This window comes from Halomonas sp. Y3 (assembly GCF_024137965.1).
GTDB classification, from domain to species: Bacteria; Pseudomonadota; Gammaproteobacteria; order Pseudomonadales; family Halomonadaceae; genus Halomonas; species Halomonas mongoliensis.
In genome coordinates this window covers 3,810,040-3,831,478 of record NZ_CP099975.1, presented here as the reverse complement: position 1 = coordinate 3,831,478, position 21,439 = coordinate 3,810,040, and the positions used below count along the sequence as shown (strand labels likewise).

Annotated in this window: 19 protein-coding genes and 4 pseudogenes; 8 read left to right on the top strand and 15 right to left on the bottom strand. The window is 60.9% G+C overall.

Annotation, left to right across the window (positions count from 1 at the left end; translation table 11 throughout):
- Positions 1-25 precede the first annotated feature (25 nt).
- Positions 26-1,144, top strand: a complete 1,119-nt coding sequence (locus tag NHL60_RS18155) for an SLC13 family permease (protein ID WP_253446728.1) — start codon at positions 26-28, stop codon at positions 1,142-1,144.
- Between the two features lie 82 nt (positions 1,145-1,226).
- On the opposite strand, the gene NHL60_RS19700 is transcribed toward NHL60_RS18155, so the two are convergent.
- Entirely contained in the window at positions 1,227-1,340 is a 114-nt protein-coding gene (locus NHL60_RS19700; RefSeq protein WP_367399338.1) for a hypothetical protein, read from the bottom strand.
- A gap of 11 nt (positions 1,341-1,351) precedes the next feature.
- Here NHL60_RS19700 and NHL60_RS18150 point away from each other — a divergent pair.
- Positions 1,352-1,615 (top strand): annotated as a pseudogene (locus NHL60_RS18150) (transposase); the annotation flags it as partial.
- A 287-nt stretch (positions 1,616-1,902) separates the two neighbouring features.
- Here the strand turns inward: NHL60_RS18150 and NHL60_RS18145 are convergent.
- Positions 1,903-2,934 carry an IS110 family transposase gene (locus NHL60_RS18145; protein ID WP_253446725.1) on the bottom strand — a complete coding sequence of 344 codons (1,032 nt, stop codon included), beginning with the start codon at positions 2,932-2,934 and terminating at the stop codon, positions 1,903-1,905.
- Positions 2,935-3,013: 79 nt separating this feature from the next.
- On the opposite strand from NHL60_RS18145, the pseudogene NHL60_RS18140 reads away from it, so the two are divergent.
- The 3 genes and pseudogenes from NHL60_RS18140 to NHL60_RS18130 all read left to right on the top strand — a co-directional run.
- Positions 3,014-3,385: pseudogene (locus NHL60_RS18140) on the top strand (IS3 family transposase); the annotation flags it as partial.
- Between the two features lie 104 nt (positions 3,386-3,489).
- Positions 3,490-4,707, top strand: a complete 1,218-nt coding sequence (locus tag NHL60_RS18135) for an IS256 family transposase (protein ID WP_253446721.1) — start codon at positions 3,490-3,492, stop codon at positions 4,705-4,707.
- 59 nt (positions 4,708-4,766) lie between these two features.
- Positions 4,767-5,303 (top strand): annotated as a pseudogene (locus NHL60_RS18130) (IS3 family transposase); the annotation flags it as partial.
- Positions 5,304-5,818: 515 nt separating this feature from the next.
- Here NHL60_RS18130 and NHL60_RS18125 read toward each other — a convergent pair.
- From NHL60_RS18125 to NHL60_RS18105, 5 genes are read right to left on the bottom strand one after another with little or no spacing between them, the layout of a single operon-like run.
- Positions 5,819-6,661, bottom strand: coding sequence for a DMT family transporter (locus NHL60_RS18125; RefSeq protein ID WP_253446718.1), 843 nt, complete (start codon positions 6,659-6,661; stop codon positions 5,819-5,821).
- Positions 6,654-7,541, bottom strand: coding sequence for a DUF6024 family protein (locus tag NHL60_RS18120; protein ID WP_301271077.1), 888 nt, complete (start codon positions 7,539-7,541; stop codon positions 6,654-6,656). Before NHL60_RS18120 ends, NHL60_RS18125 begins: the two co-directional genes overlap by 8 nt.
- A gap of 22 nt (positions 7,542-7,563) precedes the next feature.
- Complete coding sequence (locus tag NHL60_RS18115) at positions 7,564-7,959, bottom strand: NUDIX domain-containing protein (protein WP_253446712.1); 396 nt, start codon at positions 7,957-7,959, stop codon at positions 7,564-7,566.
- Positions 7,960-7,986: 27 nt separating this feature from the next.
- Positions 7,987-8,703, bottom strand: coding sequence for a hypothetical protein (locus NHL60_RS18110; RefSeq protein ID WP_253446709.1), 717 nt, complete (start codon positions 8,701-8,703; stop codon positions 7,987-7,989).
- Between the two features lie 10 nt (positions 8,704-8,713).
- A complete protein-coding gene (locus NHL60_RS18105; protein WP_253446706.1) occupies positions 8,714-9,316 on the bottom strand; it encodes a TIGR00730 family Rossman fold protein in 603 nt (200 codons plus the stop codon).
- A gap of 88 nt (positions 9,317-9,404) precedes the next feature.
- Here NHL60_RS18105 and NHL60_RS18100 point away from each other — a divergent pair, with 88 nt between their 5' ends.
- Positions 9,405-10,268: a LysR substrate-binding domain-containing protein gene (locus NHL60_RS18100; RefSeq protein WP_253446703.1), complete on the top strand. Its 864-nt coding sequence runs from the start codon at positions 9,405-9,407 to the stop codon at positions 10,266-10,268.
- A gap of 112 nt (positions 10,269-10,380) precedes the next feature.
- A pseudogene (gene mgtE, locus NHL60_RS18095) lies at positions 10,381-11,296 on the top strand (magnesium transporter); the annotation flags it as partial.
- Here the strand turns inward: mgtE and NHL60_RS18090 are convergent.
- Positions 11,204-11,947 carry an ABC transporter ATP-binding protein gene (locus NHL60_RS18090; RefSeq protein ID WP_253446700.1) on the bottom strand — a complete coding sequence of 248 codons (744 nt, stop codon included), beginning with the start codon at positions 11,945-11,947 and terminating at the stop codon, positions 11,204-11,206. The pseudogene mgtE and the gene NHL60_RS18090 overlap by 93 nt on opposite strands.
- Positions 11,948-12,133: 186 nt before the next feature.
- Here NHL60_RS18090 and NHL60_RS18085 point away from each other — a divergent pair, with 186 nt between their 5' ends.
- Positions 12,134-13,171, top strand: a complete 1,038-nt coding sequence (locus tag NHL60_RS18085; protein WP_253446697.1) for an AraC family transcriptional regulator — start codon at positions 12,134-12,136, stop codon at positions 13,169-13,171.
- On the opposite strand, the gene NHL60_RS18080 is transcribed toward NHL60_RS18085, so the two are convergent.
- From NHL60_RS18080 to NHL60_RS18050, 7 genes are all read right to left on the bottom strand, one after another.
- Complete coding sequence (locus NHL60_RS18080) at positions 13,159-14,811, bottom strand: fatty acid--CoA ligase (RefSeq protein WP_253446694.1); 1,653 nt, start codon at positions 14,809-14,811, stop codon at positions 13,159-13,161. The genes NHL60_RS18085 and NHL60_RS18080 overlap by 13 nt on opposite strands.
- A 33-nt stretch (positions 14,812-14,844) precedes the next feature.
- Positions 14,845-16,032 carry a beta-ketothiolase BktB gene (gene bktB, locus NHL60_RS18075; protein WP_253446691.1) on the bottom strand — a complete coding sequence of 396 codons (1,188 nt, stop codon included), beginning with the start codon at positions 16,030-16,032 and terminating at the stop codon, positions 14,845-14,847.
- A 16-nt stretch (positions 16,033-16,048) separates the two neighbouring features.
- Positions 16,049-17,155 carry an acyl-CoA dehydrogenase family protein gene (locus tag NHL60_RS18070; protein ID WP_253452291.1) on the bottom strand — a complete coding sequence of 369 codons (1,107 nt, stop codon included), beginning with the start codon at positions 17,153-17,155 and terminating at the stop codon, positions 16,049-16,051.
- A gap of 44 nt (positions 17,156-17,199) precedes the next feature.
- On the bottom strand, positions 17,200-18,753 hold the full coding sequence (locus NHL60_RS18065) for a fatty acyl-CoA synthetase (RefSeq protein ID WP_253446688.1): 1,554 nt from the start codon (positions 18,751-18,753) through the stop codon (positions 17,200-17,202).
- Positions 18,754-18,993: 240 nt separating this feature from the next.
- Positions 18,994-20,217, bottom strand: coding sequence for an ABC transporter substrate-binding protein (locus NHL60_RS18060; protein WP_253446685.1), 1,224 nt, complete (start codon positions 20,215-20,217; stop codon positions 18,994-18,996).
- A gap of 262 nt (positions 20,218-20,479) precedes the next feature.
- Positions 20,480-21,007 carry a hypothetical protein gene (locus NHL60_RS18055; RefSeq protein ID WP_253446682.1) on the bottom strand — a complete coding sequence of 176 codons (528 nt, stop codon included), beginning with the start codon at positions 21,005-21,007 and terminating at the stop codon, positions 20,480-20,482.
- A complete protein-coding gene (locus tag NHL60_RS18050) occupies positions 21,004-21,312 on the bottom strand; it encodes a nucleotidyltransferase domain-containing protein (protein ID WP_253446679.1) in 309 nt (102 codons plus the stop codon). The genes NHL60_RS18055 and NHL60_RS18050 overlap by 4 nt, the downstream gene beginning before the upstream one ends.
- Positions 21,313-21,439: the final 127 nt, after the last annotated feature.

The window sequence follows — 21,439 nt, the reverse complement described above, 5'->3', positions numbered from 1 at the left end:
CATTACGATATAGGCGTGTAGAACCTTGAGACTGCTGCGCTACGTATATTCCCGCCTTTCCGAGGACCTGATGCTGCTGGCGCTGGTGCTGGCGTTTCTGGCCTTGATTGCCATGATGCCGGAGAAGTGGCGCCTGCTGCCCCAGCTGGTCGAGTGGCATACCATCGCCATCCTGGCCGGCCTGATGGTGCTGAGCCGCGGGCTGGAAGACAGCGGCGCGCTGGCGCAGGCCGGGCGTTGGCTGCTGGTACACATGCACAGCGAACGTCGGCTGGCCCTAGCCATGGTGCTCTTCGCCGCGCTGCTGTCCGCCGTGATCACCAACGACGTGGCGCTCTTCATCGTCGTGCCGTTGACCGTCAGCCTCGGCAACATGGCGCGGCTGCCCATCGGTCGCCTGATCATCTTCGAAGCGTTGGCGGTGAACGCCGGCTCGGCGGTCAGCCCCATCGGCAATCCGCAGAATCTCTTTCTGTGGCAGCTATCGGGCGACAGTTTCATCACCTTCCTCCTGGCCATGCTGCCCATCGCCGGCTGGATGCTTGGGGTCCTGCTGCTGCTGACCGCCGTCGCCTTTCCCGGCCGTCGAGTGGACGTGAATATGGACATGACGCGCACCTACGTTCACAGCCGGCTGTTTCGCGTCTCGCTGCTCTGCTACCCGGTGTTCCTGTTGCTGGTGGAGTTCGGGCTGACGCTACCGGCGCTTGCCGGGGTGCTGGCACTGTTCCTGCTTTGCTGGCGGCAGGTGCTGCTGGGAGTGGACTGGCTGATTCTGGCCATCTTCATCCTGATGTTCATCGACTTGGGCCTGCTTGCCCAGCTGCCCTTCATGATGAAGGTAGCCGATGGACTCATTGCCCTGCCCGGAGGTGAGGTCACCGGGGCGGCGCTGCTCTCGCAGCTGATCTCCAACGTGCCGGCGGCCATCTTCCTGGCACCCTTCTCCGAGCAGTGGTACTGGCTGGCCTGGGGCGTCAACGTCGGCGGCTTCGGTCTTGCCATCGGCTCGCTTGCCAATCTGATCGCCCTGCGACTCAGCCGCCAGCAGGGGCTCTGGGTGGCCTTCCATGCCTGGTCGATACCGATGCTGTTCATCAGCTTGCTGGGGGCCTATTTGCTGCTTCGGTTCGTTCCGCACTGAGGCTGGCAGGATGAAAAAACCGGCGCCTTTCAGCGCCGGTCAAGTCGAAACAGTCTACTCGTGAAGCCATTTTCAATTCATATCAACACTCCGACCACATTCTCACCAGGTTGTTGTAGGTGCCCGTGAGGGCTACCAGATCCGCATGTGATCTTGCCCAGCAACAGTGGACACCCCGTGAAGGTAGTACACTCAACGAGGTGACCCATGGCCAAGCAAGCTACCCCGATGAAGAAGACCCGTGCCCGTTACTCCGACGCCTACCGCGAGGAAGCTCTTGCCCTCGCTGACCGAGTGGGCACTGCCGCTGCCGCCCGTGAGCTGGGCCTGCAGCCCAGCCAACTCTATCAGTGGCGCGCCAAGGCCCAACAGAAGAAGAACACCTCCGAGCGCGAGCAATCACTGGCTGATGAAAACGCCCGGCTGAAGCGGCAACTCGCTGAAATGTCAGAGGAACTGGCCATAACAAAAATGTATGGTCCGCCCCTGTGATGCAAGTGCCTTCTACTGTGACGGGGACAGGATTGCGCTAATGTATCCGACCTCTGTATGGGACCGTCGTGGACGCTCCCGGGCCACGATGGAGATCCGCGCATACCGTTCCTGAATAAGCCGCTGACCTCTGTACGGGCCGCTTTTTTGACCAGGCTCTCGATATGCCGGTGACCTGTTTCCGCCATCAATTTCCGGCGCTTGCATTCACTCGGTGGGAACTAACTCCCTGAAAAACAAGTTTTGAACCTCTTGCACGCTTGAATTCAAGAACTTATCAACCGTGCTTCAAAGGGGACCTGATGACGCAGTACAGCATGGACAACCCGCGCAATCTTGTTGGCCAGGGCCACCGCGACTACGTTCGGGTGCTTGCGCGCTGTGACACGTTCGACCCAGCGTCGAAGTCCGTCATCCTCTTGGCGGTTGCTGATGACTCGGAGCACGGCGCGAGCCCCATGGATGAGTAGCATGCGTAAGTGACGGTTGCCGCGCTTGCCGATCCCCAGCAGCCGCGTCTTGCCACCAGTGCTGTATTGTCGTGGCACCAGGCCCAGCCAGGCGGCAAGGTCCCGGCCTTTGCGAAAAGCGCCGGCATTGCCGATGCCGGAAATCAGCGCCGTGGCGACAATAGGGCCAACACCGGGGATGCTCAGCAGGAGTTTCGTTTGAGGATCCGTGCGCGCATAAATGTCGAGTTCCGCATTGAGTGACGTGAGCCGCTCGTCCAGGCGTATCATGTCCTCCCACAGCTCCACGAGGAGCTGGCGTAGCCGGTCCGGCAGCTCATTCTCGGCATCCTCGATTACCAAAGGCAGTTGCTTGCGCAGCTGTGAGAGGTTCTTGGGGATCGTGATGCCAAACTCCAGCAACATGGCGCGGATGCGATTGGCAAGCGCTGTACGCTCAGCGATCCAGCCGCTGCGCTGCCGATGCAGGAGCTGTAGTGCCTGGCGGTCGGCAGGCTTGACGGGCACCGAGCGCATCGTGGGCCGTGTCGCTGCTTCGGCAATAGCTTCGGCGTCGGCGTAGTCGTTTTTCTGAGATTTCACATAGGCCTTGACATACTGAGCGGGTAGCAGCCGGGCCTCGTGGCCGAAGGATTCGGCCTTGCGGCCAATGAAGTGGGCGCCGGCGCAGGCCTCGGTGGCAACACGGGCAGGCGGCGTATTGGCCAGAAATCGGATGAGTGCCGTACGGGAGAACATTTTGCGTAGCGTCACATGGCCGCGTTCATCGAGGCCGCAGACATGAAACTTGCTCTTGCCGATGTCGATGCCGATGGTTGCAATGGACATGGTTCGCCCTCCTGATGTTGCTCCAGTCTTGATGGGGACGCCCCCAAGGGTAGCTAAGGCGGGGCGGACCATTCCATTAGGCCGCGGTGTACTTCGCGAAGAGCCTGAAGTGAAGTACGCCTTCATCCATCAGCACCATCAGGCATTCAGTATCCAGCGAATGTGCGCTGTCCTCGGTGTGGCACGTAGCGGCTACTATGCTTGGCGACAGCGCGGTGGCAAACCGTCCCCGCGGCGCCGCCAGCAGGTCATCACCGACCAGCGTGTGGCATTGGCCTTTCAGCAGCAAAAGGGGCGCTCAGGCGCCCCCAGGCTGACCCACGACCTGAATGATGCCGGGGTCGCCATCTCCCGCAATACCGTGGCGGCAAGCCTTCGGCGCCAGAATCTGCGGGCCAAGGCAGCTCGTAAGTACAAGGCCACCACGAACTCACGGCATGGGCTGCCGGTAACGTCCCGGGAAGAGGTGTAATTCAGACGGGAGGATGAGGTCACCATGGGCCTTCGATAAAGTTGCAAGTCGCCAAACACGCAACCAACCGAAGGAACCCCACGATGACCAACAAGAGCATGGCACTGACGGAGCTGCTTGAAAAGCGAGCGGTGGCACCGGACTTCCTGCGTGAGACGCTGGACTTCATGCTCCAGGAGCTGATGGAGCACGAGGTGGCCGAGCTGTGCGGGGCCGATCGCCACGAGCGCTCCGAGGAGCGGGTCAACCGGCGCAATGGCTACCGGGAGCGGCCGTTGGAGACGCGTATGGGCCGAGTGGATCTCAAGGTCCCCAAGCTCCGCCAGGGCAGCTACTTCCCCGGCTTCCTCGAGCCGCGGCGGATGAGCGAGCAAGCGCTCACGGCGGTGGTGCAGGAGGCCTACGTGCAGGGCATCTCCACTCGTAAGGTCGACGAGCTGGTCCAGGCCATGGGGATGACCGGGATCTCCAAGTCGCAGGTCTCCCGACTGTGCGCCTCGATCGATGAGCGCGTCCAAAGCTTCCTGGAGCGGCCGCTGGAGGGGCACTGGCCCTACGTATGGCTCGACGCGACCTATATCAAGAGTCGAGAGCACGGCCCGGTAGCGAGCCAGGCGGTGGTGGTGGCCACGGTGGTGAATCAGGACGGCTACCGTGAGGTGCTGGGCCTCTCCGCAGGTCCGGCTGAGACGGAGGGCTTCTGGACGGCGTTCCTACGCTCGCTGGTGGCCCGGGGGCTGAAGGGCACTCGCCTGGTCATCTCCGACGCTCACGAGGGGCTGAAAAAGGCGATCGCGACGGTACTGACTGGGGCGGGCTGGCAACGCTGTCGAGTGCACTTCATGCGCAACGTGCTCTCGCAGGTCCCTAAGGCCCACCAGCCAGCGATCTCGGCGGCGGTGCGCACGGCCTTTGCCCAGCCGGATCAAGCCGCAGCGACGCGCCAGTGGCGGCAGGTGGCCGACAGCCTGCGTGAGCGTTTCGCCAAGGCGGCGGACTGCATGGATAGCGCCGAGGAGGACGTGCTGGCGTTCATGGCCTTCCCGAAAGATCACTGGCCGAAGTTGGCGTCCACGAACTGCTTGGAGCGGCTGAACAAGGAGATCAAACGGCGCAGCAACGTCGTCGGGATCTTCCCCAACAACGCGTCGGTGACGCGCCTGGTCGGAGCGGTACTGCTGGAGCAGAACGATGAATGGCAAGTCAGCCGCCGGTACCTGAGCCTGGAGAGCCTGGCCCCGGTGCTCAAGGAGCCGACTGAGGCAGGCGCCGAACAATTGATTCACGAGGAGGCGGCGTAACAGTCAGCGAAGGCCGCGGTGGCCTCACCCGCTGTTACACCACTTGACGGGACACTACCGGGCTGCCCGTGGCGCCCAACCTCCTGAAACAGGACTTTGCTGCGGAGGCACCCAACCAAAAATGGGTTGGCGACATCACCTACCTCGCGACGGGTGAAGGCTGGCTCTATCTAGCGGTGCTGATCGACTTGTACTCGCGCAAGGTCATCGGCTGGGCAATGAACGAGCGGATGACCGCCGACCTGGTGGGTGATGCCCTGCAGATGGCCCTGTGGAGCCGCAAGATGCCCAAGGGCGTGATAGTTCACTCCGATCGCGGCAGCCAGTATTGTTCGACGCTGTATCAGTCGCTGCTGACCCGCCACGAGCTCCAGTGCAGCATGAGCGCCAAGGGTAACTGCTACGACAATGCCTGTGCAGAGAGCTTCTTTCACAGCCTCAAGGTCGAGGCCATCCATGGTGAGCGATTCGAAACGCGGGAGGCCATGCGACGGCAGGTGTTCGAGTACATTGAACTGGACTACAACCGGCAGCGCCGGCACAGTGCGATTGGGATGATCAGCCCAGAGGCCTTCGAGGCTCGAATGATCGCTTAGAACGGTGTCCACCAATGCTGGGTAAGATCAGTCCTCGACCAGCGTGTAGCCAAGGCTTATCACAGCATGACGATTTCTCAGGAAGCTGAGGCGGAAAGTAGAGGGGCGCTACGCCTACTACGGCACTAGGGGCAATATTCTACCCTGCCTGCTGTTTCTACACCGAGTGTGTAAACATCAGTGAAGATTTTACGTACCCCCCCCCCCCACACACACCCATTTACGAACTTATAACGCTGACAAGCACGGTTGGTGCGGGTGAAGTGGATGATACGCTGATTACAACGAGTTTACTTCTCGTGGGGAAATGCGAATCAACTGCTCCAGCTACTACCCCTACCTGCTGCGCGGATTATACAGCAGTGGAGCCTTGGCTGAACTAGTTATTGGGGTGACGAGTGAGCTAATCGTGCATGCTGTATCAGTGGGGGTAGGTCGAGCAATCGTCCAGCTAGCCGATTTCGTAGCTATTGTTTTAAACATACGGGGTCATTTTTTTAATATACCTTGAAATTTCATGCTCGGGATACATTGAATAGCAATGCAGAAATCACAATAAAACCCCCTAAAAATGTGTATGTAGAGACAGGCTCGTTGAGGAAAATATATGCCCAGAAAGGCCCTAAGATGGTTTCTAGGAGGAGGAAAAGGCTTACCTTATCAGCACGAATGAATCGTGGTGCCACGGCCAGGCACCCTAACGCAACGGGCATGATTACTCCCCCTTCTATCAGCATGAATAGGGGGTTATTGATCGCAAAGATATCATCGGAGATAACAAAAGGAAGCAAGAATACTGCGGACATGCCCCCGCCCAGACACGGAGCGAGCAGCAAATTATCCTTGCAAACACGGGATAAGATAAAAGCTCCTGCCATACAAAAAGCTGCCATAAGGGCAAAAAAATCACCAGAATTTAGTCCTGTTCCTATCTTGCCAGTGAATATTACAAGCATTCCCAAGAAGGCAAGCAGACATGAAGTGATGGTCTTTGCACTAATGCCTTCTTTAAGAAACAGGTATGATCCAATAGCGGCCCACAGAGGTGTGGTTGACAATATAATCAACAAATTGGCAACTCCAGTGGACATGGCGCTAAAAGTGAAGAAAATCGACGCTGCGCCATAGAATAGCGCAACTGCATATCCTTTCAAACTGTACTTCACAATACTGTGCCCAGAGAATCTATGGATAGCTAGAAAAACTCCTCCACCTGCTACAAACATTAGCACGCCACGCCAGAAAGCGACGACTGCAGGATCTGAGTCAATAAGCCTTAAAAATAGTGTGTCCATGCTTAGGACGAACGCGCCAATCAACGCAATAGCGTGGCCCTTTGAGAAGTTTGAATTAAACATGGCGGCCTGCTATATATTGTAGAGCCTCAAAAAATTTTTCTGTATAATCTACTCGCTCTTCAATCGAGCCTGGAGTAAATTTCGATATGCGCAAGATTCCTTGAGAAGAAAAATGTTTTGCTCCAAACCCGAAGCTCTGAAAACTCTCAGGCCACGTCGATCCCGAATTCGCTTTTAGGCAAATAAATGGACCTTGCAAACCAGGCGGGGTGACTATTTCCACTTGATGTTTGTCTGAAAACTTGAGAATTTCTTTGTTGACATTTATTACTGTGCAGTTATACAAGCCTGAGGCTTCTGATTTGAAATTCGTGAGATTCGTCAGAGTCGATTGAAGAAGGCCGATGTTGTAAGATCCGCTCTCGGCAGATTTTGCAATTTCATGTAGGTGTGGGTTGTCTATATCATTATCTATTGCTAGTATACCCAGCCCCACTTGAACCCCTAGATTCTTATGAAACGGGGCAATAAATATCTTGGAGCACAAGAGGGAGGAGTGGTAACTGGCAGTGAAAAACGATTGGGCGCCATCAATTACGGTGTAGTCATCAAGCAACCCTCGCTCTTCTATAACCTTTCCTGATAAAGGGCAAACATGTGTTTTGATTGTCCACTGATGATATGTTTCTGCATCGAATCGCAGAAAGTGATATCCTGGATACAGACTCCCTGGCGCATTAATTAGATTTCTTGCTGAGGCCAAATAAGACAATATTGTCAAAAGACCATGAGTTGTGTTTGAAAGCAAGTATATACTATGACGATCTCCGATTTGGGGTCTGATTTCTTGCTTTATCTCCTCGCGTATAGCTTGGCATTCCTTGTAGTAATCTCCACTCATGCTTTTTCTTAGTCTAGGATTCAGCGCGCCAACATCCATAGTTTATATGTCCTATCAGAACTTAATTTGCTATTAGCCCCTTGGATTTTAAATAGGGTATGACATGATCAAGAAAAACAGAGCCCACCTTTAAACCAGTCTCAATATCACCCAGCCCAATCCAGCGAATTTCTTCAATCTCCGAACTGGCTTTGACAACCCCTGAGAATTCGACAAACCAAGCGTGCAGGGTGATTCTGTTATTCTCGATAGCCGACTGCGACGTATAGGTTCCCATAAAATGCAAGCCTTGCACATCTACGTCAATCTCTTCTTTGATCTCACGAATGACACAATCCTGAAGAGACTCTCCACGTTCGATCTTTCCACCCGGCGAGAGAAATACATCGGAACCTTTTTTTCGGACAACGAGGAGCTTGCCGTTTTCCAGAATTATGCCCGCACACTTGATAATCATGTGGTACCTTTGTTTCTTGGTTCGGGATTATGTGTAGGCGTAACATTTTGTACTTGTTGACGAACTCTCCTTATAGCTCACCTCCAGGTTGCTCCCAGTGAGGAAGTCTACGATATCCTTAAAGATTGGTTCTTTGCGATTTAGGTAATTCATAATAATTTCGTCTGAGGGTGTTGTGAAACTATCAGCGAAGACTGAGATTCCTTCAAGTGACTTAGTCGACACACCAATCTGTAGCAGTCTGTACTTTACATCATCTGAAGACTTAGCGAACTCGTAGATCGGGCTGTTATAAGCTATTCCATAATCACCAATCACGCTAATGAAATAATCCTTGGCGACCATTCGTTGCTCGGGAAACTCTCGCTGGTAAAATGCAATGCCATCATTGATGGTATCTATGCCACTCCTATTGCAATAGTCAATTATGTGGGCGTGAAGAGCGATTTTCTCACCCAGCAAAACAAGGTTCTTTTTATCTTCAAGAATATCCCTTTCGATGTCGGCTATTGCAATAGAGCGAAATGACCCGCTAATGTCTTCAACGGTATGTTCTACTACAAGATTGCCGAACCGTTTCTTGAGTTCTTGCACGCGAACTTTAAGGATGTCGCGATGCAGTGAGCAGCCGCTGTTGCCGCTATACAAATGGACCGGGATTCCTTGTAACATGAGATGGCAGGCCGCCAACGTGCTGTCACGGCCTCCAGTAAACATGACGAGTTGAGGTTTTTTCTGTGTCATAACATTATCCTTACTTTGTGATGCTTTTCATTAGATACATGACGGCCTCTTGGCAATCATCCGTTAAAAATAGCTGGTCCAGATCGTCATTGGCGATAGTTTTGTGCCGATCAAGAGCGTCTTGAAGCCATTTTATTAGAGGGCTCCAGAACTCGTTGCCAAATAGCACAACCGGCTTCCTATCCATCTTTCCAGTCTGCATAAGAGTCAGAACTTCGAAGAGCTCATCCAGTGTGCCCATTCCTCCAGGCATGCATATAAATGCGTCGGAATAGCTTGTAAATGCAAGCTTCCTTGTGAAAAAGTTCTTAAATACGAAACTCTTTCCTTGCATAGAGTAATCAGGTGGCTCAAATGGAAGGGATATGTTTAGACCTATTGAGAGCTTCTTTGCCTTTACAGACCCCTCTGAAACCGCTAGCATTATTCCTGGGCCACCTCCTGAAACAAGCTGGCAGCCTCTTACAGCAAGTGAGTAAGAAAGGTCGGCGGCTTGTCTGTAGTAAATTGAGTCCTTTTCTATTCTTGCGCTGCCAAAAATAGCAACATGAAACTCACTTGAACGTTCATAGCTTTTTATGCTGTCTAATTCAACAAGAGCATCTTCTATCATAACGCCACCTTTTTTTGGAACTATACCCCCCTGTTGCTATAATGTATAGCAGGTTTTTTTTACAGCCGCTGTTAATAGGTTTTTGAGAATGAGAAAATTGCCGTCACTAAAGGCTCTGTCATGTTTTGAGGCTGCCTCTGAATATCAAAGCTTCACCCAAGCGTCTCGAAGCATGAATATGACGCATGCTGCTATTATATATCAGATAGGCTTAGTAGAAGACTGGTTGGGTGCTAAGGTCTTTATTCGATCAAACAGTGGAATTCAGTTAACTGCTAATGGAAAGAGGCTCAAGGAGGCTTGCTCTTACTCTTTTCAGGTTCTTGAGGAGGCGTGTGCAGGAATACGTGACGCTCAGGGAAAAAAAGTTATTCACCTGGGGTGCGCATCCAGTTTTTTGATATATTGGGTAATTCCGCTGCTATCCGAGTTCAATAGGGGGTCTGAGAAAATTGATGTGGTTGTAAGTGCCGAAAATGACATCTATTCTCTCTTCAAAGGACGATTCGACTTGATGATCGCTGATGAAGGTATTAACAATCTGTCGAGCATTACTTCCAGGCACTTGATTGATAATTATATTGGTCCAGTTTGCGCTCCACAGTATTATAACAAAGAGGGTTCGCTTAAAGGCCAATATCTTCTACATGCTAGCTCTCACGGAAAAGCATGGCAGGAGTGGGCTGGAATCTCCGGTGTCAGCCTGGATGGCTCCGTGGGAATGACCTTAGAGAGTTTGACGCTTTGCATTGAATCGGCAAAAGCCAAGCTCGGGCTGGCTATTACCCCCCGCTTCCTTGTAGATAGGGCAATTAATGAAGGAAAGCTGATAGCACCCTTTGGCTTTGTGGATTCGGGCAGGGCCACCTCTTTCTATTACAGGAGCGATGCGGAAAAGATTTCTGAAATAGCAGCCTTTTGCCAATGGTTGAGCATGAAGATAAGTGGCTGATGGGAAGTTTTCGTGACCCTGTTTCGACACTTGCAGCTGACCTGCGACTTTCAGCGCTGGTGAAGTTGGGACAAAATCTCGTTCTCCCTACTTTCCCTTCTCTGTATTAGTATTAACAGTTTCCCAGGTGTTGAAGCACGTCCGCCAGACCGCACCGGATGCCGAGACCGTCTATCAGCTCTATATCGTGGATGGTGATGGGCGGCTTGCGGGCACGCTCTCGCTGCGCCAGCTGATGGTGGCAGGCGCAGAAAAGCTCGTCGACGACATCATGATCAAGGAGGTGATCAACACCACGACCGATGCCGCCCAGGAGGAAGTGGCCCGCTTGATTTCCCGCTACGACATGCTCGCGGTGCCGGTGCTGGATGGGAACAGTCGCCTGGTAGGCATCGTGACCTATGACGACGCCATGAACGTGGCCGAGGAAGAGGCCACCGAGGATATGCACAAGGGTGTCTCGGTGGGGAAGATCGAAGGCAGCCTCCGTACCACCAGCCTTCAGGAGCTCTACCGCAAGCGTGTGGGGTGGCTGGTGCTGCTGGTCTTCGTCAACATCTTCTCCGGAGCTGGCATCGCCTACTTCGAGGAGACCATCGAGGCCTATATCGCCCTGGTTTTCTTCCTGCCCCTGCTGGTCGACTCCGGCGGTAACGCCGGCTCCCAGGCGGCCACCCTGATGGTGCGCGGTATGGCCACCGGCGACGTGCGCAGCCGCGACTGGGCCAAGCTGCTCGGGCGGGGAGGTCATGGTGGCCATCGGCCTGGGCCTGACCATGGCGCTGGCCGTCTCCGTGGTGGGCGTTTTCCGTGCCAACGTGGAAATTGCCACGGTCGTGGCGCTGAGCATGGTGATCATCGTGATCGTAGGCAGCCTGATCGGCATGATCCTGCCGTTCATCCTCAACAAGTTCGGCTTGGACCCTGCCACCGCGTCAGCGCCGCTGGTCACCTCTATCGCCGATGCCTCCGGGGTACTGATCTACTTCGGTATCGCCACCGCCATCCTCGGCCTGCCCGGAAGCTGAGCACAGCCGGCCGTGGGTGAGGCGCAGGCAGCGGTCCAGGGGAGCGGCCACCTGGGGGCTGTGGGTCACCATCAGCAGGGCGCAGCCGGCCTGGGCGACCAGCTCGAGCAGCAGGGCGAGCACCTCGCCGGCGGTGGCCTCGTCGAGGTTGCCGGTGGGCTCGTCGGCCAGCAGCAGCGCCGGGCGCGGGGCCAGGGCGCGGCCGATGGCCAGGCGCTGCTGCTGGCCGCCGGAGAGCTGCTCCGGGTAGCGGCGCTCCAGGCCGTCCAGGCCCAGGCGCTGTAGCAGCTGCTTCGACCAGGCGGGGTCCTCCACGCCGGCCAGCCGCGCCTGGAGGCGAAGGTTGTCGAGCACCGTGAGGCTGGGGACCAGGTGAAACTGCTGGAAGATCAGCCCCACCGCCTCTCGGCGCAGCCGCGCCCGGGCGGGCTCGGCCAGGGTGGCGAGGTCGTGGTCGCCCAGGCGCACCTCGCCGGCGTCGGCCAGGTCGAGGCCGGCGGCCAGGTGCAGCAGGGTCGACTTGCCGCTGCCCGACTCGCCCATCAGCGCCAGGCTCTCGCCGGGGGCCAGGGTCAGGTCGACTCCGGCCAGCACGCTCAGCGGCCCCTGGGGCGTGGCATAGGCCTTGTGAACCTGGCGAAGCTCGAGCATGGCGGTCTCCCTAGTGTGGGCACGGGGCGCTGGCATGACGTGAGGCGAACCAGGGAGCATGTTGGCACAGAACGCCCGGCAGCCCCAGGCGACGGAGGGAGGAGTGTCGGCGCTGCCGCGATCGGGTATAACCGAGGGCTGGAAGGGCGAACGGCTTGAAGGGCGGCCTGAAGAGGGGAGGGAAGCGTGACCGTTACGGTGTCGAGACACTTCGTCGGCGAGCTGTTTCGCGGGGTGCCCCAGCTGCACCGCGAGCGCGCCAGCCTGCTGCGCCGCGCCGGCATCTCGCCGGGCTGGCTCGACGCTCCCCATGGGCGAGTCACCGTGGAGCAGTTCGCGACCCTCTACCGCCTGCTGGTCAACGAGTGCGACGACGAGACGCCGGGCTTCTTCTCCCGCCCCCTGCGCGGCGGCACCCTCAAGCTGCTCTGCCTTAGCCTGCTGGAGGCGCCGACCCTTAAGGTGGCCCTGCACCGCTATCGGCTCTTCTTTCGCATCCTGCTGGACGACTTCGGCTACGAGGTCAGCCACGGCGATGCGCGGGTGCGCATCGGCCTGGTGGAGCACCGGCCTCCGGCCGGCAGCCGCATCCTGGTCCATGAGCTGATGCTCAAGCTGCTCCACGGCATCGCCTCCTGGATGATCGCCCGCAAGATTCCGCCGCTGCTGATGGAGTGCGCCTACCCTGAGCCCGCCCATAGCGCCGACTACCGCTACTTCTACCCCGGCCGGGTGCTCTTCGACTGCCCCCAGACCGCCATCTACTTCGACCGGGCGGTGCTCGACGAGCCGATCCGCCAGACCAAGCAGCACCTGGGGGCCTTCCTGCAGCGGGCCCCGGCGGACTGGTTCTATGTCTCCTTCGAGGAGCGCCTGCTCGCCCACCGGGTGCGCGAGCACCTCACCCGCCACGGCGCCTACTCGGCCAGCGTGGCGGAGGTGGCCGAGGCGCTGCATATGTCGGTGCGTACCCTCTCCCGGCACCTCGCCGCAGAGGGTACCCGCTTCCAGGCGGTCAAGGACGAGTGCCGCCGGGACTTTGCCATCCAGGCGCTGATGCGCAGCGAACAGCCCCTGACCGCCCTGGCCGAAGCCCTGGGGTTCCAGGACCAGGCCTGCTTCAGCCGCGCTTTCCGGGGCTGGACGGGCGATACGCCCGCAGCCTACCGGCGGGCGCTGGCGGAGCCCCTGGAGCGCCCGAGGCGCGCCCTTCACGCCTCCTGACGGATGCGCTTCTTGTCCAGCTTGCCGACGCTGGTCTTGGGGATCTCGTCGACGAAGCGGATGGAGGAGGGCAGCGCCCAGCGGTTGATGCGCCCCTCGCTGACGAACCGTTTCAGGAAGGCCAGCACCTCGTCACCGGTCGGCGGGGCGTTGAGGTCCCGGGGTACCACCAGGGCGGCGGGACGCTCGCCCCACTGTTCGTCGGGCACGCCGATCACTGCCACTTCGGCCACGCCCGGGCACTGGCCGATCAGGTTCTCCAGCTCCAGGGAGGAGACCCACTCGCCGCCGGTCTTGATCACGTCCTTGATGCGGTCGCGGATCTCGAGGAAGCCGCGCTCGTCGAGGGTGGCCACGTCGCCGGTATGCAGCCAGCCGTCCCGCCATAGCTCCTCGCTGCGGGTGGTCTCCTTGTAGTAGGCCTGGGTCAGCCAGGGGGCGCGGACCCGTACCTCACCCACGCTCTCGCCGTCCTGGGGCAGCGGCGTACCGGCCTCGTCCACCACCTGCAGGTGTACCAGGGGCACCGGCACGCCCGCCTTGCAGCGCCACGGCAGCTGGGTCTCGAAGTCGGCCTCGGCGATATCCCGGGGCAGGATGTCGGCGGTGAGCAGCGGGCAGGTCTCCGACATGCCGTAGGCGCTGCGGGTGTCGATGCCGAGCTCATGGGCGCGCCGGGCCAGCGCCGGGGTCAGGGGGCTGCCGCCGATCAGCAGCTTCCAGCCGGAGAGGTCGACCTTGCCCGAGGCGACCGGCTCGGCGTTCACCACCATGCCGAGCAGCGTCGGCACGCAGTGGGAGAAGTCCACCTTCTCGCTGACCAGCAGCTTGATCAGCATCTCCGGCTCGTAGCGCCCGGGGTAGACTTGGGTGGCGCCGAGCAGGGTGGCGGTGTAGGGCACGCCCCAGGCGTGGACGTGGAACATCGGGGTGATCGGCATGTAGACCTTGTCGCGGTCGAGCAGCTCGAAGCCCGGTGCCTGGAAGGTGCTGGCCTCGCCCAGGGTGTGCAGCACCAGCTGGCGGTGGGTGAAGTAGACCCCCTTGGGGTTGCCGGTGGTGCCGGTGGTGTAGAAGAGCGTGGCCACCGCGTTCTCGTCGAAGGTGGGGAAGTCGTAGTGGCGGGGCTGCTCGGCCAGCCGCGCCTCGTACTCGCCCACCAGGGGCAGGGTGGTCTCGAGAGGGGCTTCCTCCTCCTGGCAGAGCAGGTAGCCGCGGATGCGCGGCAGCCGCTCGTGGAGCCCCTCCAGCAGGGGGACGAAGTCGCGATGCACGAGCACGAAGTCGTCCTCGGCGTGCTCCATGGTGTAGTGGATCTGCTCCGGCGAGAGGCGCACGTTCACGGTGTGCAGGATGGCCCCCAGCATGGGGATGGCGAAGAAGGCCTCCAGGTAGCGGTGGCTGTCCCAGTCGAGCACCGCCACCACGTCGCCGGCGCGGATACCTTGAGCGGTGAGCAGGTGGGCGAGCTGATGCACCCGTTCGCGGAAGCGGCGGTAGTCGTGGCGGCCGAGGTCGCGGTAGATGATCTGGTTGTCGCCGGCCATGCGCACGCCGCTCTCCAGCAGCTCGCCGATCAGCAGCGGCGGGTTGGTGGCCGAGGGGGTGGGCGGCAGGATCCTGGGGTGAACGGTGGTCATCGGCGTGTCTCCTCGTGGTTGTCCGGGGTTACGTCAGCAGCGCTCGATCAGCAGGGCGATGCCCTGGCCGCCGCCGATGCAGAGGGTGATCAGGCCGTAGCGGCCCCCGATGCGCTCAAGCTCGGCCAGGGCCTTGATGACCAGGATGGCACCGGTGGCGCCGACCGGATGGCCCAGGCCCACGGCGCCGCCGTTGGGGTTGAGCCGCTCGGCGGGAAAGCCGAGCTCGTCGGCCACCGCCATGGCCTGGGCGGCGAAGGCCTCGTTGGACTCGATGACGTCGATATCGGCCATAGCGAGGCCGGCCTGCTCCAGGCAGCGGCGCACGGCGGGGATCGGCCCCAGGCCCATCAGGCGGGGCTCGACCCCGGCGGTAGTGCCCACCAGGAAGCGTGCGCGGGGCGAGAGGCCGCGCCGCTCGGCCTCGTCGGCGTGGGCCAGCACCAGGCTCGCCGCGCCGTCGTTGAGGCCCGAGGCGTTGCCGGCGGTAACCACGCCCTCCTTCTGGAAGGCGGGCCGAAGCCGGGCCAGGTCCTCCAGAGTGACGCCCTCGCGCACGTGCTCGTCCTGGGCGAAGACGCGCTCCTGGCGGCCGTCGCGCACGGTGACCGGGACGATCTGCTCCTCGAAGCGCCCCTCGGCGATGGCCCGGGCCGCCTTCCGGTGGCTCTCCAGGGCGAAGCGGTCCACCGCCTCCCGGGTCAGGCCGTGGCGGCTGGCGATGTTCTCGGCGGTGCAGCCCATGTGGCCGCTGCCGAAGGGGTCGCTGAGGATCCCCAGGGTCAGGTCGGTGACCGAGGCGTGACCCATGCGCAGGCCGCTGCGCGCCTGGGGCGGCAGCAGGTAGGCGCCGCGGCTCATGGACTCGGCGCCGCCGGCGAGGGCCAGACGGCTGTCGCCCAGGGCGATCTGCTGGGCGGCGGAGAGCAGGGCCTGCACCCCGGAGCCGCACAGCCGGTTGACGTTGAAGGCGCCGGCCTCGTCGGGCACGCCGCTCTCCCGGGCGATATGCCGCGCCAGGTAGGCGTCCTCGGGGCCGGTGGTGATGATATGGCCGTAGACGGCATGGTCGATGGCCGCCGCCTCGACGCCCGAGCGGGCCAGCGCCTCCCGGGCGGTGACGGTGCCGAGCTCCTGGGGCGCAAGGCCTGAGAGGCTGCCGCCGAAGCCGCCGATGGCGGTGCGGGCACCGCCCAGAATGACAACGGAATCCAGACGCATGGGGTTCTCTCCTGGTTCAGGCCTTGCCCAGCAGGGAGCGGGCAACGACTTCCTTCATGATTTCCGAGGTGCCGGCGTAGATGGTCTGTACCCGGGCATCCAGATAGAAGCGCGAGATGGGGTACTCGCGGGTGTAGCCGTAGCCGCCGAAGAGCTGCAGGCAGGTATCGGCGGTGGCGCACTGCATCTCGGTGAGACGCAGCTTGAGAATGGCGGCCTCGGTGGGGCCCATGGCCCCCCGGCGGTACTGCGCCATGCACTTCTCGAGATAGGCGCGGCCGAGCTCGATGTCGGCCTGCACCTCGGCCAGGGTGAAGCGGGTGTTCTGGAAGTCGCCCACCCGCTGGCCGAAGGCGCGCCGCTCCTTGACGTACTCCAGGGTCAGCGCCAGGGCCCCCTCCATGGCGCCCAGGGCCTGGGCGCCGACGCCGAGGCGCTCCCGGGGCAGCTCCTGCATCAGGTAGGCGAATCCCTGGCCCTCCTCGCCGAGCAGGGCGTCGGCGGGGAGCTCCATGCCGTCGAAGAAGAGCTCGGCGGTGTCGCTGGCGTGCTGGCCGATCTTCTTGATCGGCTGGCCCCGGGAGAAGCCGGGCAGGGCGGTGTCGACCAGGAAGAGCGACACCCCCTTGGCGCCCGCCTCCGGATCGGTCTTGGCGCAGACGATCACCAGGTCGGCCACCTGGCCGTTGGTGATGAAGAGCTTGCTGCCGTCCAGGCGCCAGCCGCCTTCGGTGCGCCGGGCGCGGGTCTTCATGGCGGCCAGGTCGCTGCCGGCACCGGGCTCGGTCATGGCGATGGCGCCGATCACCTCGCCGCGGGCCATGGCCGGCAGCCAGCGCTGCTGCTGTTCCGGGGTGGCGATATGCAGCAGGTAGGGCATGACGATGTTGGCGTGGATGTTGTAGGCGCTGGCCAGGCCGCCGAAGCCCTGCCGGGAGATCTCCTCCACGGCGAGCTGGGTGATGGCGAAATCGGCGCCGGCACCGCCCATGGTCTCGGGCATGTCGATGCCCAGCAGCCCAGCGTCGCCCATACGCTGCCACATGGCCCGCGGCATCTCGCCGGCCGCCTCCCAGGCCTCGTAGTGGGGGGCCACCTCCTGCTCCAGGAAGCGGCAGATCATGTCGTGGAACAGCGGGGTCAGCTCATCCTGGTGAATATCCTGGGTCACGCGTTCAGCTCCTTGCGCAGGTGTCGCTTGAGAATCTTGCCGGCGGTGCTCTTGGGCAGGGCGTCGACGAAGAGCACCCGCTTGGGCACCTTGTAGGGCGCCATGACGCCCTTGGCATGGGCGATCAGCGCCTCCTCGCTGGCCGTCTCGCCCTCCTTGAGCACCACCACGGCGGTGATCGCCTCGATCCACTTCTCGTCGGGCAGGCCGATCACCGCCACCTCGGAGACGGCGGGGTGCTGGAAGAGCCCCTCCTCCACCTCGCGGCTGGCCACCACCACACCGCCGGTGTTGATGACGTCCTTGATGCGATCGACGACGTAGAGGTAGCCCGCCTCGTCGAAGTAGCCCACGTCGCCGGAGTGGAACCAGCCGCCGAGGAAGGCCTCCTCGGTCATCTCCGGCTTGTCCCAGTAGCCGGTGAGCAGCTGGGGCGAGCGGTGGACGATCTCGCCGTGCTCCCCCGGGGCCACGTCGTTCATCTCGGCGTCGACGATGCGGGTCTCCACGGTAAGGATGGGGCGCCCCGCCGAGGCCGGGCGTTCGTCGTGCTCCTCCGGGCGCAGCACCGTGGCCAGGGGGGCGATCTCGCTCTGGCCGTAGCAGTTGTAGAGCCCCACCCCGGGAACGCGCTGGCGCAGCTCCTCCAGCACCGGTACCGGCATGATGGAGGCGCCGTAGTAGGCCTTCTTCAGGCGGCTCAGGTCGGAGCGTTCGAAGTCGGGGTGGCGCAGCAGGCTGATCCACACCGTGGGCGGGGCGAAGAAGGAGACGATGCCCTGGCGGCTGATCTGGGCCAGACAGTCGTCGGGCAGCGGCGCCTCGCGCAGGTGGATCGGCGCGCCCAGCAGCAGCGCCGGCATCAGGAAGACGTGCATCTGAGCGGAGTGGTAGAGCGGCAGGGCGGCCAGCATCGGTTCGTCGCCCTTGATGTCGAGCTCCACCATGCAGGCCATGTACTCGGCGAGCAGCGCCTGGTGGGTCATCATCGCCGCCTTGGGGGCGGCGGTGGTGCCGGAGGTGTAGAGCAGCTGGGCGAGGCTTGCTCCCTCTACGGCCACCTCCGGCTCGGCGGCGCTGCCCGCGCCGGTGGCCATGGCCAGCACATCGAAGCCGCTATTGCCCCCGGCATGCAAGGTGCCGGTGAGAGGCAGCGACATACCCTCGGTGGCGGCGGCGACGTTCTCGGCCAGGCTGAGGTCGCTGAGCAGGCCGGCGGCGCCGGACTGCTCGAGGATATAGCCGAGCTCCTCGGCGGTGAGGGCGTAGTTCACCGGTACGTGCACCAGGCCAGCCCGGGTCGCCGCCAGCCAGGCGATGACGTAGGCGTCGGAGTTCTTGCCGTAGACCGCCAGGCGGTCACCGGGGGCGAGGCCGGCGTCGAGCAGGGCGTTGGCCACCCGGTTCACGGCCAGGTTCAGCTCGCCGTAGCGCCAGCGGCGGTCGTTGAAGGCCAGGGCCAGCTTGCCGCCGTGCTTGCGGGCGCTGCGGTTTAGGGCGGCGCCGATGGTGTTCTGCTGAGTGCGAATCGCTGTTCTTGTGCTTGTCATCGTACTTGTCATCGTCTGCTACCTCATGGATCCGTCCGGTCGTTCATCGAGAGGGAGTGCCGCCCGGTTCGACGCCGCGCCGGCAGCCTGGGCATGCACTGCAGGCCTGCCGTTCCTAGCCTGGGGCGGGCGGGCTTCTGTCTCGAACTCCTCCGGGCACAGCACCCAGAGCAGCGAGGCCTTGAGGCCTGAATGAGGCGGTTTGATGGTCGACGTCATGGGCTGGGCTCCCGGCGATGGTCAGCTGCTCTGATTGACCAGATGACACTGGCTCTCGGAGAGCGGGCGGAAGGCCTCTTCGGCGGGAATGGTGCGCACCAGGCGGAAGAGGTCATCCTCGTCGGCGGCCTCTTCCGGTGACTTCACCTCCACCAGATACATGTCGTGCACCATGCGGCCGTCTTCGCGGATATAGCCGCCGGTGGCGAAGATATCGTTGATCGGTGTGGCCGCCATCTGCTCGCGCACCGCCTGAGCCTCGTCGGTACCGATGGCGTCGACCGCCTGCAGGTAGTGCAGGGTGCTGGAGTAAAGGCCGGCGTGGACCTGGGTGGGCATACTGCCGGTGCGCTCGCGGAAGCGCTCGGCCCAGGCGCGGGACTCCTCGTCGCGGTCGTAGAACCAGGCGGTGGTGAACTGCAGCCCTTGGGCGGCATCGAGCCCGATACTGCGCACGTCGGTGCTGAACAGCACCATGCCGGCCAGGATCTGGCCCGCCTGGGTGATCCCGAACTCGCTGGCGGTGGTAATGGCGTTGATGGTGTCGGAGCCGGCGTTGTTCAGGGCGATCACATCGGCGCCCGAGGCCTGGGCCTGGAGCATGAAGGAGGAGAAATCGTTGCTGGGGAAGGGGTGGCGGGCTCTCCCCACGATGTTGCCGCCGCTCTCCAGCACGACTCTTTCCACGTCGCGCTCCAGGGCATGGCCGAAGGAGTAGTCGGCGCTGAGCAGGTACCAGTTGGGGTTGCCCTCCTCGGTGATGGCGCGGGCGGTGCCGTTGGACATGGCCCAGGTGTCATAGACCCAGTGGATGTGGTTGGGCGAGCAGCTCTCGTTGGTGACGCCGGAAGAGACGGCGCCGTTGACCAGGCCGAGGCGGTTCTCCTCTTCCAGCAGGCGCACGGCGGCCAGGGTCACCGAGGAGGCCACCAGCCCGGTGACCATGTCGACGTTGCGCTCGTCGATCCACTCGCGCACGACGCTGGAGCCTACGTCGGCGCTGTTGCGGTCGTCGGCGCTGAAGACCACGATATCGGCGCCGGCCACGCTGCCGCCCACGTCTTCGATGGCCATCTGGATGGCGTCGAGCCCCAGGGGGCCGATGGGGTCGCGGTAGACGCCTGACATGTCGGCCAGGTAGCCGATGCGGATCTCGTTGTCGGTAATTTCGGTGGCGCCGGCCTGGGAGGCGAGCATGACGGAGGCAGCGAGCGTACCCAGTGCAAACTGGCGGGTATTGATCATGGAGAAGCCCTTGCGTTGTTGTTGTGTGTTTTGGCTGTGTTGGGACAGGCGGCGAGCGCATGTCCCGGCTCCATATTAGGAATAAAGCGGGGGCCGGTGTTGATCGATCGAGCCAGGTTTTTTGCAATTCCTGCCAATATGAACGCCAGTTTCGGCGGTATGGCTAAGCATAAGGTCGTAGAAAGGGCATAAGCGGCCAGGCTGGCCGAGCACGTAAAAGGGCGCCCGAAGGCGCCCTCGTGCTACCCGGACGAGCATGTATTTACATGAAGATGCTGTCGAACTCGGCAGAAAAATCCGGACTGGCGGGCGATATATCGAGCTGTTCGGCGCTCCAGGCAATGATGTGGCGGGATGCAAGCAGAAGCACGACGGAAAGTTCATGGAGCAGGTTAAAATGTTCCGCTATTTCCGCATAACTGGTTGCATAGTCGTGAGCGGCCATGTTGCGTACTGCTCGGCAGCGTTGCCAGTCACTGATTGACTCGATAACACCTTGTTTCTCGAAGAAGGCAAGAATCTTGAGGAAGCTGTCGAAGGGCTCCGCTGCCAGCAGGGCGCTGTGGCGCATGGAAGATGCCAGGGAGTCCTGAAGCTTGGCGAATCGCTCATTGATCGCCGCGAGCGTTTCGAAAAGGTCGACATCCTTCTTGTGCTCTGCAAGCCACTCGGGGTCGATGGGCCAGTCGATCTTGGCCTCGGACTGATGGAGAAACCAGGCACAGCGCTGGATGGCTTCCAGAAGCAGAGCCATATGCCGCCGTTGTTCATCGAGGATGTCCTGGGTCATGCGGCATCCTCGATATCGAGTGCTAGAGACTGATGCATAGCAATAGCCTGGAAGGGTGTCGGCTCGGCATCCTGTGCATAATTCACTATATCCACAGGCAGTTGCAGTCTCGCTTCGAGCGTTTGCTTGAGCTCAGCGCGGATGAGAAGCGGGATGGGTACTTCCGATATCAGTAGCAGATCAAGATCGCCGCCGCGGCGTGAGTCATCGAGACGTGAGCCGAATACGCGGACCTGTGTAGCCTTGCCGGCAAGCTCGTGAACGCTGCTGAGAACGATCTCGCGCTGTGCCTGGGTGAGTCGCATGGGGGCTCCTTGCTTGCCAAGACTTCAATGCGCATGACACCAGGAGTCTAGCACCAACCCGAAGCGGCATGGTCGTCGTTAACATGAAGGGCGCCCGAAGGCGCCCTCTGGTTCCTGCTTGAGCCGC